Annotated in this window: 14 protein-coding genes; 7 read left to right on the forward strand and 7 right to left on the reverse strand. The window is 39.8% G+C overall.

Going from position 1 to position 15612, the window contains the following annotated elements; genetic code table 11:
- Positions 1-151: 151 nt before the first annotated feature.
- Both HWV03_RS18575 and HWV03_RS18580 read left to right on the forward strand, forming a co-directional pair.
- Positions 152-1042 carry a formate dehydrogenase accessory sulfurtransferase FdhD gene (locus HWV03_RS18575; RefSeq protein WP_211677261.1) on the forward strand — a complete coding sequence of 297 codons (891 nt, stop codon included), beginning with the start codon at positions 152-154 and terminating at the stop codon, positions 1040-1042.
- Complete coding sequence (locus tag HWV03_RS18580) at positions 1039-1953, forward strand: helix-turn-helix transcriptional regulator (RefSeq protein WP_211672926.1); 915 nt, start codon at positions 1039-1041, stop codon at positions 1951-1953. Before HWV03_RS18575 ends, HWV03_RS18580 begins: the two co-directional genes overlap by 4 nt.
- 106 nt (positions 1954-2059) lie before the next feature.
- Here HWV03_RS18580 and HWV03_RS18585 read toward each other — a convergent pair whose 3' ends face one another.
- The 3 genes from HWV03_RS18585 to HWV03_RS18595 all read right to left on the reverse strand — a co-directional run bounded on the left by HWV03_RS18585 (position 2060) and on the right by HWV03_RS18595 (position 8145).
- Complete coding sequence (locus tag HWV03_RS18585; protein ID WP_211677263.1) at positions 2060-5152, reverse strand: Ig-like domain-containing protein; 3093 nt, start codon at positions 5150-5152, stop codon at positions 2060-2062.
- A gap of 9 nt (positions 5153-5161) precedes the next feature.
- A complete protein-coding gene (locus tag HWV03_RS18590; protein ID WP_211677265.1) occupies positions 5162-6466 on the reverse strand; it encodes an OmpP1/FadL family transporter in 1305 nt (434 codons plus the stop codon).
- Between the two features lie 557 nt (positions 6467-7023).
- The gene (locus HWV03_RS18595; RefSeq protein WP_211677267.1) at positions 7024-8145 is read right to left on the reverse strand and encodes an enoyl-CoA hydratase/isomerase family protein; all 1122 of its coding nucleotides are present in this window, start codon (positions 8143-8145) and stop codon (positions 7024-7026) included.
- Positions 8146-8339: 194 nt separating this feature from the next.
- Here HWV03_RS18595 and HWV03_RS18600 point away from each other — a divergent pair, with 194 nt between their 5' ends.
- Positions 8340-8909: a PhnA domain-containing protein gene (locus HWV03_RS18600; protein WP_211672930.1), complete on the forward strand. Its 570-nt coding sequence runs from the start codon at positions 8340-8342 to the stop codon at positions 8907-8909.
- Positions 8910-9063: 154 nt separating this feature from the next.
- Here HWV03_RS18600 and HWV03_RS18605 read toward each other — a convergent pair whose 3' ends face one another.
- Positions 9064-9783: a YebC/PmpR family DNA-binding transcriptional regulator gene (locus HWV03_RS18605; protein ID WP_211677269.1), complete on the reverse strand. Its 720-nt coding sequence runs from the start codon at positions 9781-9783 to the stop codon at positions 9064-9066.
- A gap of 235 nt (positions 9784-10018) precedes the next feature.
- Between HWV03_RS18605 and bepA the strand changes: the two genes are divergently transcribed.
- The 3 genes from bepA to HWV03_RS18620 all read left to right on the forward strand — a co-directional run bounded on the left by bepA (position 10019) and on the right by HWV03_RS18620 (position 12497).
- Positions 10019-11476 carry a beta-barrel assembly-enhancing protease gene (gene bepA / locus HWV03_RS18610; RefSeq protein WP_211677271.1) on the forward strand — a complete coding sequence of 486 codons (1458 nt, stop codon included), beginning with the start codon at positions 10019-10021 and terminating at the stop codon, positions 11474-11476.
- Positions 11477-11557: 81 nt separating this feature from the next.
- Entirely contained in the window at positions 11558-11908 is a 351-nt protein-coding gene (gene arsC / locus HWV03_RS18615; RefSeq protein WP_211677273.1) for an arsenate reductase (glutaredoxin), read from the forward strand.
- 13 nt (positions 11909-11921) lie between these two features.
- Positions 11922-12497: a DUF2069 domain-containing protein gene (locus tag HWV03_RS18620; protein ID WP_211677281.1), complete on the forward strand. Its 576-nt coding sequence runs from the start codon at positions 11922-11924 to the stop codon at positions 12495-12497.
- Positions 12498-12613: 116 nt separating this feature from the next.
- Here HWV03_RS18620 and hda read toward each other — a convergent pair whose 3' ends face one another.
- Complete coding sequence (gene hda / locus HWV03_RS18625) at positions 12614-13327, reverse strand: DnaA inactivator Hda (RefSeq protein ID WP_211672935.1); 714 nt, start codon at positions 13325-13327, stop codon at positions 12614-12616.
- Between the two features lie 97 nt (positions 13328-13424).
- The gene (locus HWV03_RS18630) at positions 13425-14471 is read right to left on the reverse strand and encodes a DUF2066 domain-containing protein (RefSeq protein WP_211677283.1); all 1047 of its coding nucleotides are present in this window, start codon (positions 14469-14471) and stop codon (positions 13425-13427) included.
- A gap of 206 nt (positions 14472-14677) precedes the next feature.
- On the opposite strand from HWV03_RS18630, the gene HWV03_RS18635 reads away from it, so the two are divergent.
- Positions 14678-14794: a uracil phosphoribosyltransferase gene (locus tag HWV03_RS18635; protein WP_211677285.1), complete on the forward strand. Its 117-nt coding sequence runs from the start codon at positions 14678-14680 to the stop codon at positions 14792-14794.
- 80 nt (positions 14795-14874) lie between these two features.
- On the opposite strand, the gene upp is transcribed toward HWV03_RS18635, so the two are convergent.
- Positions 14875-15501: a uracil phosphoribosyltransferase gene (upp, locus tag HWV03_RS18640; RefSeq protein ID WP_211677287.1), complete on the reverse strand. Its 627-nt coding sequence runs from the start codon at positions 15499-15501 to the stop codon at positions 14875-14877.
- Positions 15502-15612 lie beyond the last annotated feature (111 nt).

The raw sequence follows: 15612 nt of genomic DNA on the forward strand, positions 1-15612 counted from the left end.
ATATAACGCACCCTACTCAGCAAAATTTAGACCAAGTTCAAGATAAGTGACAAATAAAATGGTGATACCCAAGTTACTTCAAGGTGCAGGGTATAAGTTGGAATGAACTTTGCTTACCTCTTGATAGATATATAAACCAGCAGGACTTCCGATGCCGCAATTACCAAAAATAATTAAAACCAATTCTTCAGTTGAGCACACTATGACCGTCGACATCATGGATGAATATGGCGATACTATGACCAAAGAGATCGCGTGTGAACATCCGCTAACGATTTACTTAAACTGGGTAGAAATCGTAACAGTGATGACGCTCGGAGCCCGACCTGCCGACCTCGTGCTTGGATATTTAAAAAACCAAGGTTTCATTGAAGACATTGCCGCGATTGAATCAGTAATTATTGATTGGGATACAAATTCTGCAGCCGTGATCAGCCGTGAAAATACTGATGGTTTAGAAGATAAGTTATCGAAAAAAACCGTTACTTCAGGCTGTGGTCAAGGCACCATGTTTGGCAATGTAATGAAAAAACTAGAAGGTATCACACTGCCACAACCTAGATTACGTCAATCAAAACTCTATGGTTTGTTAGAAGCATTAACTCACCACAACGCAACTTATAAAGCGGCCGGTGCAGTGCATGGCTGTGCAGTGTGTAAAGACACCACTATTTTATCGTTTGTCGAAGATGTAGGCCGTCACAATGCAGTTGATACCTTGGCTGGGGAGATGTGGTTAAAAGGTCAAACAGGTGAAGATAAGATCTTTTATACTACAGGCCGCCTCACGTCTGAGATGGTGATTAAAGTAGCGCAAATGGGGATCCCGGTATTATTATCCCGATCTGGTGCTACACAAATGGGTTACGACTTAGCAAAAAAACTGGGTATTACCATGGTTGCTCGCGCTAAAGGTAATCGTTTTCAAGTATATAACGGTATGGCGAACCTGATTTTAGATGTCAAAGGCCCTGACGCAGAAGCACTTGCACAAACAGCATCACAAGAACAATCATCAACACTAATCGGTAAAAGTGCATGAGCGAACACTTCCCTGCTTTTATGAATGTAAAGCAAGTCGCTGAGTATTTAGACCTGAATGAAAAAAAGGTCTACACACTGGCTAACGATGGTCATTTGCCTGCAACGAAAGTAACGGGTAAATGGTTATTTCCCAAAGCGATGTTGGATAAATGGCTACTGGAATCTTGCCATAACGGCGTACTGAATGACCGCTTACTCATCGCTGGTTCTGATGATCCACTCTTGCAACTCGTCGTGGGGAAGATGGCACAAAAGCTTGGCAGCACCGCACTGGTTGGTTATACCTCAACAGGCACTCGCCAAGGTTTAGCCATGCTCAGTAAAGGCCATGTGGATATTTGTGCGATACACTGGGGACATGCAGAAGAAGCAAGCTTACGTCACCCTGCATTATTACAGCAATATCCAGGGCATAAAAACTGGGTGCTGATCCACGCCTTTGAGCGTCAACAAGGCTTAGTGGTTAACAAAGAACTAGCCGATTTAGTGAACTCTCGCTCATTAAATTTACAAGAATTACTAACTTCACGTTGGCGATGGGCACTACGTCAAGAAGGGGCTGGCAGTATGCGCGCCTTAGGTGAATGGTTGCATAATCATGCTTACACTGTCGATATGCTTACCGCAGCGGAAACTTGTCACAGTGAACGAGAGCTAGCGTCTTGCATTGCCCGTGGAGAAGCGGATGTGGGCTGCGCGAGTCAAAGCACTGCAGGCGAATTTGGTTTAGGTTTTATTCCGCTAAGTACCGAAGCTTTTGAACTGGTGATCCCCAAAAATATCTATTTCCGTACCTTGCAGCAGCAATTACTACAGTCGTTATCTGATATGAAGATCCAAGCTAAGGGAGATCAACTCGGTGGTTATAACTTCAGCCGGACAGGTCAACAAGTCTGGAGTGCCAATTAGCCTTAAATTTAAGTACAAAGTAGACCTAAATACCACAACCTCAGCTATCAAAGCTCCACCTACAATCCCGTAACAGCTTAGGTGGAGCCATGAACATAGCTAAGCGTTATTTCATTGGTTGTGAAACCTGCTGTAACGCCATACTACCAGGTTCAATAGCGAGTTTCATATTGCCAATATTCCCCAATATGTACATTTCAACATCGAGCTCAATTTGATTTAAGTTCTTTAATTCAATATTCATACGACCATCCTCTAAAAATGTTAGGGGCCCTTGTAAATTAAGAGTAACAGGATAACTATGAAGATTATGAGTACCAAAAATTATCTTCATGAATGGATTATCCATATATATATCTAAATCAACTTTAAAATTAAGCCTATTTTCTTTTTCATTCCAAATAATATAGCCCGTTGGCACTTCTGTTTTACCATTTATCACTGGGTACTTAGTACGCATAATCATTGTTCCGGTTGGAACAGTCATGACCATAGAAAAAATACCAGTTTCAACCGTAACGTCTACGCTTGAAGATATCAGTTGCGCACTATGGACCTTAACCGGTATTCGGTTATTTTCTGCATCATACTCCCCGACTTCCGTCGGCATAAAACCACTCATATACGTTTTAGCATAATCGTCACTACAGATTTTATCTAACTCACAACCAACCGTACCTCGCTTCAAAAGGCCCTTTACTTCTAGTATAGATAACTGGGCTAAATTACCATTCTGCACCTCTTCTTTCACAGGGTCCCAACGATAATCACGGTTGGTATCGGTTGTTGGCATCATTAATGGATTAAACACTAAGTTGTCAGCGGGTGCTGCACGAAATGGCATTAACATATCAGGGCCACCACGACTCTCATTACTATCAGACTTAAGCAAGGTTGTTTGTAAAGGGTAACCTTGTGCGCTACATAGTACCTCACCACTAGAGCAATCAACGCTACCTTTAGTTTCACCTTCCGCAGAAATTAAAGAATAACGATATACGTTTAAACCTTGATCGTGCCAGTTCTCATCAGGAGAAAAGGTTAAGATTTTATTCTCATAATTGAGCACACCAGGAACCGTTCCGATACAGTTACCAGAACCGTTAGGTTCAACAATTTCGACACGGAACGAACCTGTATCACACGTTTCACCTAAACGTATACTGGCTTTATCCATCTGCTGACTGAACACGACAAAAATATCGCGATCCTCTTGTAAATTAAAGATATTTAACTTTTGGTCAGGTCCTCTCTTTTTACCCGATTTATCCTCTACCTCCACCTTTAGACCACCAGCACAACGACCCGCAATATCCAGCCCTAAGTCAGTGTCTTCAAAGGCGCATGAATAGCCTGGCACCATGCCTTCAACGGTTGGGGCAGTATAGCGAGCTACAAGCTTACCATTCACTTCAAACTCTGTACCTTGTTCTTTATTTGGAGTCTTAAAAGTTTGCATTACATGGGTACGATTACCCGTAAGATCTTTAACTTCACCAGAGACCGTATAAGCCGTTAATGGGATTAAGTTATCTACCGGGGCAATAATAATGGAAGCACCGTCCTGCGAAATATATGTTTCCACAGCCATACCATTTTCATCTTTAAGAATAAGATTTTGTAATGATGCGACATCTAGCGGTTTGTTATAGGTAATGATTATATTGTCACCTAAGCTAAAGTGCGCAGTGTTCCTGTTAGGGTAAGCAGAATGGAATACAGGTAAGAGAGTGTCGGCAGTAAGTGCTAGCGCTTCTGCTTCTGCTTTAGTATATGACTCCATATGAAATGATAGTTTCGCATGTGCATCATCAACACCTAAAATTTTCAAGTCAATTTCACTGATAGCATCAATGATCATCCTTGGCCCTTCAGTTCTAACCGTCCCTATAAATTCAAGATGCATAATATTCTGACTGAAACCACCATTCGCCCTACCATTTATCTTACCATTTTCAGTATAGCCATCAGCTGTCATTGCGACATCCATAAACAGGTGTAATTGCTTTGGTGCGTATTTATGATCTGAACTGGTATTATTAATTAAATAACCCGTCGCATCAGAAATAGTAGTCATGCGAATATTACCTGTATCGTAACCTGCTGAAAATGTCCCCCCTACTTTAACGCTCAGGTTCGAACTATTTAAAATAGAACCTTTGCGGATAACAAGGGGAGTCGAACGACCAAAATTAAGCAAGCTCGCGAATTCAGTAACCAAGTCAGAATTAATATAAGTTGTATCATTATTACCAATCAGTATTGATTTAATCGTTACCCCATTGGTGAGCTCTCCAGAATAAGGAGAAGCTTGCTCATTCGTATTTAGGGTAACATTCATTGTTTTAAATGAGCGTTTACCTGGATCTAATACCGTAAATTTTTTTTCTAGGCCTACAAAACTATTACCTAGGCTGTCCTTAACGCCGTTACTGACGATAAGTTGGTAGGTAGCACCAACATCCAGATCGATTTCGGGATCAAATGTTAGATAACGACCTTTGGCAATCAAATCACCTTCGACTTGCTCTGTCGTACCTATTTTTTGAAATTTAAATGTCTCACCTAATACCAAGGTTTTGACATCAATTTCGTTGGTCATACGTAGACGTAATGCCGTGAACGTCGTAAACGGTAAGTCATTCGTGGGATAAAACCCGTTAGTATCCAATGCAAACTCAGCCACGTTTTTTGCTAGGCGAGTAGTGAATATCAGCGGGTTTTGCATCGTTCTTTCTACGGTTAATTTTTGATTACCCTCTGCTTCATTAATCAATCCTATTTTATAAGTAACGGTATACTGTTCACCCGCTTTAAGCGCACGTTTTGGTTTTAATGCCAAACCATTCGCTTTTGGATTGTCAGGATCTGTTGCAAAACTACTCTCAGTCACTTCGACCGATGTCACTTCAATCACATTTCCGTCACTGTCTATCAAGCTAAAATTTTGTACCGAAAGACTATCTAACGGATGCGAAAAGGATAATAGTACAGAGGTATTAATCGCGACACCTCTCTGACCGTTAGATGGGTATGAGTAAAACTCATGAGCATTAAACAGACTGTTCGCACGACGATCAGCTAATTCACTAGGTGTTAAAACTAAATCATTACCATCACTACAACCTGAAAGTACGAAATAAAAAATAAGAAGAGCGAATTTAAAAAAATAATTGAAACAAGCGTTTATTTTTTTCATAGTGCCCCCTTAAAATTTAGTCGAAAATGAAAGTGCAATTGTTGACACTGAGCCGTCCAATTTAACCGGTTTATCATTTTCGCGATCTTGATGCTTAATTATATGATCGGTACGTTTGAGTTTTTGGTACTGATATGCGAGGTCAATCTGCCAAGGGTAAGCCGTTAAACCTGTACCTTTATGAAAATAAGAAAAACCAGCACCAAACACTTTTTTATCGGCGCTTAAATAATTAACATCTAACGTTGCTTTATCTGCATCTAATGGCGATTTTTCATAGCTTGCACCCGCCATTAATTTAAATGTATCGTTAAAGTTCAGTTCGATACCTGCGCGTGGAATATTGATATTTTTAAAACCAACACTCGCCTGGTCTTTCACTGCATCGCCTAACATCAAGTCATTCAAACTTGACCATTTTTGTTGCTCTCCACTGAGCACTACACTTACCATTCCCGCTTTAACACGTATACCTGCAGAAATAGTATCTGGCTGGTATGCATCATACGTAAGTAAGTTAATTGGTAACTCGGACACAGTTTGCGTGATAGTTGCTAGTGCTTTAATATTTGTCTGGCCATAGCTTTCACCTCGGTAAGCAGCTGCGAGTGTGATTCCGTTACCAGCACAACTTTTATCACTACCACAGGCCATACGACCGAAATCTAGCATTACCCCACCAACAGGAGTCATCACAGGCTTTGCTGATACTGCAACATTTTCATTCGCAGGCGAAGTACCGTCTAACTCACTTTCCAAGCTCATGGCTGCATCTGCATGTAATGAAACTTGAGCCCCCCCACCAATGGTTAAACCTGGAATTATTTGAATAGAACCCGATGCAGCTACAAATAATGGCTTCTCACCATAATTAAGCAACTGACCCGTCTCTGATGTTGCCGAACTAAACGCCATCATTTCTGAACCGGCATTTTCGATACCAGCAATCAAACCAAAATAAATGGGGTAAGAAAAATTAAAAAGGTTGGTTACATTAACATTCATCCCCACGAGTATCGGTTGTGTTACGTCATCAAATTTTTGATCGCCTGCAGTTATGCTCGGAGTTGCTGATAAATAACCCAGATACAGTTCACCTTGATCTGTGGCAGATAGTGCTGCGGGGTTGTAATATGCGGCTGATGACTGTGAGTTAAATAAAGAGAAAGATTGTGTCGAAGCTATATCTACGGGCGTTAAGCCAAATGTCGAGCCTAAGTTACCTAAGCTAGCCTGAACGCCTCCCGTACTAAGAACTAATATAACTGGAACTGAAAGAAAAGAAATATTATTAAAAAATGTTTTTTTAGTCATTACTGCTAACTCCGTCTAGCAAAATAAATATTTTAGACAATTAATAAATTAATAAATTAATTTCGGTATAACCCTTTGAACTATCTTTATTCAATCCCCAATTTGGGTTTTATATTTTCAATAGTTTCCCCTAACCCACAAGATAACACCCACAAAAGAGTACCACCTAGTGGGTAATTCGGTTAGGTTACTATTAAATTTAAAAAAAACAAATTTAACTATTTAACTTTTTAACTTTTTAACTTTGGATCTTATTCCAGTGACCTTAAAAAGTATCAAGGTCACTTTATTGATAAAATTTACGGAAATTTAACCCTTTTCATTAATTTTAATAACGACACGTTTTTGTTAAACACATGTCTTGCGTATCTATTGGTTAAGTGTGGAACAATAGGTTTTGCTCCGTCGAATCTAGCCATGCTAGTGATATCGACGAGCGAGAAGTGGGATATTGAACTGAATGAGTGACGAAACTGGTAGTCTTGCATTAATTTGTGGTGGACAGTTAGCGCCACGTAAAGACGCATAGAGCCATAATTAAAGAATTAGAATACAAATTACAGCTTACTCAAGGGATGATATAAACCGCACCAAGGAGATACAAATAAAGCATCAACAAAGTCAGCAGGTACATCTTTAATCTGTTTAAATAACCAATTAGGTTTGTTGTCTTTATCAACTAACAAAGCCCTTACACCTTCAACAAGATCAGCATTTAGACAGACATTCATGGCTAAGTCTAATTCCAACTGAAAACATGCCGCTAACGATAGCTCAGTATATTGGTTTACCTGCCGGTACAAGATATGCGCTGATATTGGGCTGCCTAATAGCAATTTTTTAACGCTGGTTTGTAACCACGGATCACAACTTTCGTGCGCTTGAATACATACCATCACGTCAGTGAGTTCTGTATAAACACTCAACTGAGTAAACAAGGCTTGATGATTGACTAAATTACAGTTAGCGAAATCAGCATCCACATAGTACTGTGTCAGTAACTTATCAACTTGTTGGTGATGTAACCTAGTATCACTTTGCCAATCAAGCCTAGTTAATGCATTCAGCACATCCGTATATTTTGTAGCTGGAATTAAATACTCGCTTAACCCTAAATATTGCGCATCTTTGGCATTAATACTGGCACCTGTTAACCCTAAAAATAATCCGACACCTGGGTGTGGTAAACGATTTAAGAACCAAGTTGCGCCAACATCTGGGAATAAGCCGATAGTGATCTCCGGCATGGCAATACGTGCAGTCTCAGTAACCACACGGTGACTGGCCCCCATAAACAGTCCTAATCCACCACCCATAATAATGCCATCACCCCAAACGATCAGTGGTTTTCCAAAGTTATGCAATAAATAATCGACTTGATACTCGGCAGTAAAATAGCAACTAACGACCTGCTGCTTAGCCTCATAGCCTTCTGTTGCAACTAAGGCTTGCTGTAATGATTTAACATCGCCACCTGCGCAAAATGCTTTCTCTCCAGTACTGGTCAGTAATACACTGACAACCCGATTATCACTTTTCCAAGCAAGTAACTGTCGTCGTAATAATGGAAACATATCGGCACTCAGGGCATGTAATTGACGTGCTTTATTTAGGGTAATAACACCGATAATATGACCATTACTCGTCGCTAACTCATCAAATAATACGCTTGCTTCCATGTGAACTCCAACTTGATAAAAAAACAGTGTAGCCAGATTAAGTCGATTAATTCAACTCGCTAAGCTGTTGATTGTGAATTTAACCAAACACATTGACCAAGTTAATCGATAACATCAGATTGAACCTATTGTGAGATACCCAAAATACTTCCTCTATGGCATAATAGCCCTACAAAATTTAGAGGATTAATTCAATGACTATCGAAACAACGCTATTACAACGCAGTGGTTCTAAATGTGAAATGTGCACATCAGAATCTAACCTATCCGCTTATGAGCTACCTGAATCACCCGAAAAAAGCTCTGACTGTGCAGTAATGCTTTGTGGTACTTGCCTTGAGCAAATCAACAACTCAGATACTCTTGATGAAAATCACTGGCGTTGCCTAAACGACAGTATGTGGAGCCAAGTACCAGCAGTACAAGTACTTGCATACCGTATGTTAAACCGCCTAGATGCAGACTGGTCACGTGACCTACTTGATATGATGTACCTAGAAGAAGACGTAAAAGCATGGGCTGAAAAAGGCGTGTTAATTGCGGCAATGACAGACTCACCAGCACGAGACGTAAACGGTACTATTTTAAAAGCTGGCGACAACGTAAACATCATCAAAGATTTACCTGTTAAAGGCTCAAGCTTAGTGATCAAACGTGGTACAGCTGTGCGTAATATTGGTTTAACAGATAATCCATTACACATTCAAGGTCGCGCTAACGGTACCGCAATGGTGATCATTTCTGCATACTGTAAAAAAATGTAATTTGCTTAGTTTGTCTCGTCTTAAAATACGTTGACAGTTAACCAGATCAAAAAAGGCCGATTACCCATTCTAATAAAGAAGCGGTAATCGGCCTTTTTTATATGCGGCGTTTATATGTGTATAAAAAACCGCATTTCATTAACTATATTAATAATTAGTCAATGATCGCATTGTGATATACATCTTGTACATCATCACTGTCGTTTAATGCAGCAAGGAAACGTTCAAACATTTCAACGTCATCACCCGTCACTTCAGTTTCAACTTGTGGTAAGAATGTAATGTCTTCTGCATCAAATTCAATACCAGCAAACGCTTCTGATAATGCTACTTTCGTTTTGTAAAATTCAGTGTGTGGAACATAAACTGTGATAGTACCGTCTTCGTTCTCAACATCAGCTACATCTACTTCCGCTTCCATTAATGTTTCTAATACCGCATCTTCGTCATCAAATTTGAATTCAAATACAGCTTGATGATCAAACATATGTGATACAGAACCTTGCGCACCTAATTTCGCACCATTCTTAACGAATGCTTGACGAACTTCAGTGAAAGTACGCTTACCGTTGTCAGTTAGACACTCAACAATAACCATGCAGTTACCCGGGCCAAAACCTTCATAACTTGCGCGCTCATAATCTTCACCGCCAGCGCCAGATGCTTTTTCAATAGCACGTTCGATTACGTGAGTTGGAACTTGATCTTTTTTCGCTTTTTCAATGATGCGGCGAAGACTTAAGTTGCTATCAGGGTCGCCACCACCAGTTTTTGCAGATACATAGATCTCTTTACCATATTTAGAGTAGATCTTAGTTTTCATGCCAGCTGTTTTAGCCATCGATAATTTACGGTTTTGGAACGCTCTGCCCATCTTAATTCACTCTCATTTTAAATTTGAAATAAATACTTACCGATTTTAGCAGGATTAACACCATTTTTTCCACAAAAGCGTAAATATCTTATCTTCCATCAACAAAAATTGGCTAAACATCCCACGGAACTATAACGAATATAGGTCGTCTAACAATTTGTCACTGTTATCGGTTAATATTATGCTCTACTATGTTAACTAAATTTACTTAGTTATTACCGCATAGGTCGCCCATTTGTATCTAAAAAAAATATTACGCTTGACCAGTACAGCATTATTTGTCAGTACGCTCGGTCTAGTAAGCACAGTGCAAGCAACTAACAAACTGCCCGAAATTGGCACAGCCGGTGTGACGGCCTTATCGATCGAGCAAGAACGACAGTATGGCGCAGCCTTCATTAAAATAGCGCGTGGTTCTTTCCCTATGGTTAGCGACCCTGTTTTACAAGAATACATTGCCGAACTGGGCGCAAAACTCATTAACCAAACCGATTCAGTTCGTTTTCCATTTAATTTTTTCCTCATTAAAGATGATGAAATTAATGCGGCGGCATTTCTTGGTGGCTATGTAAAAGTGCACACAGGCTTATTTTTATACGCCGAAAGTGAATCAGAATTTGCATCCGTCATCGCCCATGAGATTTCTCACATCACTCAGCGCCACCTTGCGCGTAGTTTAGAGGCGCAAGCAGGTAATAGCCAACTGACTGTTGCTGGGTTAGTTGGCGCAGTATTATTGGGTATTGCGAATCCGGTTGCAGGTATTGCGATGTTACAAACCACTGTAGCTATTAATGTTCAGTCTAGCATTAACTATACCCGCGCCAATGAATTTGAAGCCGATCGTATTGGTATTCAAGTGCTGGCCAATGCTGGTTATGATCCTACAGCAATGTCGACTTTCTTCGGTAAATTATCTGCGCAATACCGTTTTAGCTCAAAACCACCACAAATGCTGATCACTCACCCATTACCAACCACCCGAATCGCCGAAGCACGTGATAGAGCAGCACTATATCCAAATCGTTATTATCCACCAAGTCTCGACTATCAATTAGCCAAAGCCCGTATTCAGGTCCGCTATGGCACCTTAAAACCAAAAGAAGCACTGCAATTTTTTCAACATCAACTTAAAACTAAAAATTTCAAGCTAAAAGATGCAGCGCTCTATGGCCAAGCATTGGCGTTACTGCAATTAGATAAAAATGTAGAAGCCAAAAAAATCGTTGTCGAATTAGCTAAAACGCAGCCAAACAACCTGTTTTACCTCGATACTCTTACCGATATTGATTTAGCCTTAAAACATAATGCCGAAGCTATTGTTAGATTAAAAAAAGCCAATAACAGATATCGTAATAACCCGGTTACCACCATCAATTTAACCGTAGCCTTGCAACAAGATAAACAGTATGGCGAAGCTAAAAAGCTCATTAGAAATTACTTACGTGATAATGAAACAGATATGATTGCCTTAAACATTTATATTGATTTACTGAGTCAAACAGATGATAAGATAAAGATGTATGTCCAACGTGCAAATCTGGCGCAACTTAAAGCTAACTATCCAAAAGCCCTTAATGAACTGCAATCAGCGCGAACACTTGCAACAAGCTCAGCAGATATTGCTCGAATTGATGCGCATATGGAGAAAATTGAGTTAGACAAGCAAGAAATGCAAGCATTGCAAAACTAGCCAAGGGACAGGAAACAAGGCAAAATGGGGACTTTAAGGATCCCCATTTGTTTTAAGACTTGTTTAAGGAATAGGCCAAGCATGACTAGTGTCACTATTTATCATAATCCGCGTTGCTCTAAAAGCCGCCAAACTCTTGCTTTATTAGAAGAACAAGGTGTCACGCCAAGCATCGTAAAATACCTCGAAACGCCACCATCAGCAGCACAGCTGCAAAAAATCTTAACCTTACTCGCATTAACGCCTCGTCAATTAATGCGTATTAAAGAAGCTGAATATAAAGCACTTGGTTTAGATGATGAAAGCTTGTCTAATGACGAACTCATTGCCGCAATGATCACAACACCGAAATTAATCGAACGTCCAATTGTACTCGCAAACGGTAAAGCTACGATTGGCCGTCCACCTGAAAATGTTTTAGCCATTCTCTAACTACGAGCAAATAATGCAAACAACACAAGAAATACAAAAGCGTATTACTCAATACCGGTTTCTGGGACTTTTTGGCTTCTTTGGCCTGATCATACTCATGTTCGTATGGCAGTTATGGCTAACGCCAGAAAAACTACAAGACCATACCCAATCACAAGCATTAGCTGAATTAACAGCAATGGCAGAAGTTAATCCAGAATTATTACCGCAAGTTGAAGCTGAAAAACAAAAATGGCTAGAGCGCCAAGCATCACACGAGTCAAATCCATTAGCCAAAGCCTTTATTTGGATCTTGCCATTATTATTCCCCTTCTACGGGTTGATCAAAGGAAAACCTTACACGGCAGCTTGGAGTAACTTTGTTGTCATGATCTATTACATGCATTCATTAACCATCATGTATACCGATCCAGATGAGCGTCATCTTGCTATATTAGAGTTCATTTTAGCCAACTGCATGTTATTTGGTAACGGTATTTATGCTCGTATGCAGGGCAAAGAGTTAGGCCTAGGTCTTGATAAGCTAAAAGTAGTGATGGCTGAAGAAAAAGAACGAGAAGAAGCATACAAAGAAAAAAACAAAGATTAACTTTGTGTAAGCTAACAGTTTCACTTAAATAACAAAAAAGGAAATAGTGTCATCGAACCTATTTCCTTTTTACTTTTTACTTTTCAATATTTTGTAAGTCGTTTTGGCTTTGTTAATTATAAAGAGAGGGTTTCTTTCACAAAAGGGATGGTTAAACGACGTTGGGCACTAATTGACGCATTATCTAATCGATCTAATATCGAAATAAGGGTTTCCATATCTCGAGATGAACGATTTAATAAAAAACGGCCAACATCAACCGGTAGCTTCAGTCCTCTAAATTCAGCACGTAGCTGTAACGCAGCGAGCTTACCGTCATCATCCAATAACTGCAGTTGGTAGCTAACGCCCCAATCTAGTCGTGAAAGCAGATCCGGTAATTGAATACCTAAATGCCGTGCCGCGCTATTACCCGTAACAATAAGTGAACCTGGATTGTCTTGATCATGACTATCACGCCAACGATTATAAAAATTGAATAATGCGACTTCCCATTCACGGTTACCTGCGATCAATTCAATATTATCGATACAAACAATATCAAGATGTTCCATACCATCTAATACAGATGGTGACATCATGGCAGACATTGCCATCGGTAAATAAGCGGCAGAACGATCAGCGTCCGTACACTCGGTACAGGTTGCGTGAAGTAAATGGGAGGTACCCGAACTTCGGCTACCAAATAAATAAAGAAATGGATCACCGTCGCCGACAGCAGCATTTTTTAATGCTGTCAGTAGTTGGACATTAGCACCGGGGTAAAAACTCGCGAAAGTTTCACCATCGGGTAATTGTACAGATAAAGAAAGTTGTGCTGGAGTGTTCAATATCACCCTTTCATACAATCATAAGATTAGTGAGGCCATTGTAGCACCTCAATGCCCGATAGAAAACGACTAGTAAAAAAACACGATGTAAATTTGCTTAATTTATCACATTCCATTGAAAATTCATGTCACCAAAGGCATTTTCAGTACTTTGGATCCGTTGATCTAACGATAATTCGGTCAATAGATCTTGCTGCGTACCCAATAATACTAATTTTAATTGCACATTCGATCCTGTCACGGAACCAAGATCAACTTGTGCAACGGCTGATAATTCAGAAAACATTGCAATCAATTTAGCATAATCAGTGATGTCAGTAACAGCACCTACATTTAAGAACACCACTTCATCTTTACCCGATGCTTTCACGCTATAACGTTCACCGAGATGATCAGCAAGACTATCAGTGAGTTTTGTACCGATGGCAGCAAGCTCACCTTGACCTTGTCCATTTAGCCAAATCTCATACGGTTGATTACTATTGTTACGACCATACATACTCCAATTTAGTTGGTAATCATCATCTTGCTTAATAATCTTCGCAATTATGTAATTGTCAGCACCATAACGTGCAGAAGCGAGTTCAACCGGATCTGTAAATTGCCCCCATAAATCACTACTGCTTACTTGTAGTTGATCATCAAGATCCATGACAGGGAATAATACCGGGATCGCACGTTTATTTGCTTGTACTTTAATCGCATTAATAAAGTCAGCATAATCACTGTCACTTTCACCTTTTACGCTGCGACTAAAGTCTTCATCAACCACTAGCCATATTACTTGCTGAGGGCGATTCTGACTCCATACACCAAATTCACTACTGCGTAATAGGCGGTTTATCTTTTGCTCATTAAAGCTTGCTTGTAAATAGCGCTCGCCATCAACACGCTCTTCAGCTTGTTTAACTAAATATTCACGCGCATTGATTAATGCTTTTTTGATCACAGGATTAGTCGCAATTGCCGCATTACCAGAAACCTTGACCAATACTTCTGAAAAAGCAACTTTTTGTAACGTACGGTTAGACTGATCATTCACAGCCATAACAGATGCCGAATAAAGATGCTCCACCTCAACCGCATACGCAGTCAAAGGTAAAAGAGATAACAATGATAATAAAATAGGAAATAAACGCTTCATACGATCCTTTTTAAGAGTAACGTGATGACTCAAATTGATTATTTGAATAATACCATAGCCAACGCTATTAATTTACCTCAAATAATAACCAAACCAGCCACTATGTCCAAACATATTCCATGGCCTCAGGCTAATTAGCCTTATAGAGAAACATTGACCATACTAAAGTATCAAGGCGTTGTCTTTAAAATGAAGGAATTAGTTGTATGGATGGTAAAGAAACTGAGCGTGACCGATATTTTGATATCGATATTGAAAAAATATATCTATTGAATATATTATTTATCTGGGGCGGATATTTAGTGGGAACTCAAGTTGAATAAAAAGATACAGGCATCAACATCATTCGCTAATGCCTGTATAGCTCAATTAAGCAATATATTTAAGCCGCTTATTATTGGTCTTATTTAGTACCAAAAATCTTATCGCCTGCGTCACCAAGACCAGGAACGATGTAACCTTTTTCGTCTAAACGCTCATCAATAGATGCAGTGTAAACTTCGATATCTGGGTGTGCTTCCTCTAACGCCTTTAGACCTTCAGGTGCAGCAACAAGAATAAGTACTTTAATGCGCTTACAACCTTTTGCTTTTAATAGGTCTAATGTTGAGATCATAGAGCCACCCGTTGCTAACATCGGGTCAATTACAATTGCTAAACGCTCTTCAATACTGTGAACAATTTTTTCAAAGTAAGGTACTGCTTCTAATGTTTCTTCATCGCGGTAAATACCAACAACGCTCACACGTGCACTCGGCATATGCTCTAACACACCATCCATCATGCCTAAACCAGCACGTAGAATTGGCACAACAGTTACCTTTTTCCCTTTGATTTGATCGACAGTAACATCACCATTCCAACCTTCAATGGTCTTCTTCTCTAGCTCTAAATCAGCCGTTGCTTCATAAGTAAGTAGACTACCCACTTCTGTTGCTAGTTCACGAAAACGTTTAGTGCTGATATCAGCAGCGCGCATTAAACCCAATTTGTGACGAACTAACGGGTGCTTAACCTCAACAACTTTCATGGATTCTCCTAATAAAATCAAAGTAAGTGCGATACAAAAAGGCGCAATATTACCAATAATAGCCTTATAATGATAGCTTATTCCAAGGAAAAGCCAGAGTTAAGAATAAAA

Origin of the sequence: Moritella sp. 36 (genome assembly GCF_018219415.1) — a bacterium.
Taxonomy (GTDB): Bacteria; Pseudomonadota; Gammaproteobacteria; order Enterobacterales; family Moritellaceae; genus Moritella.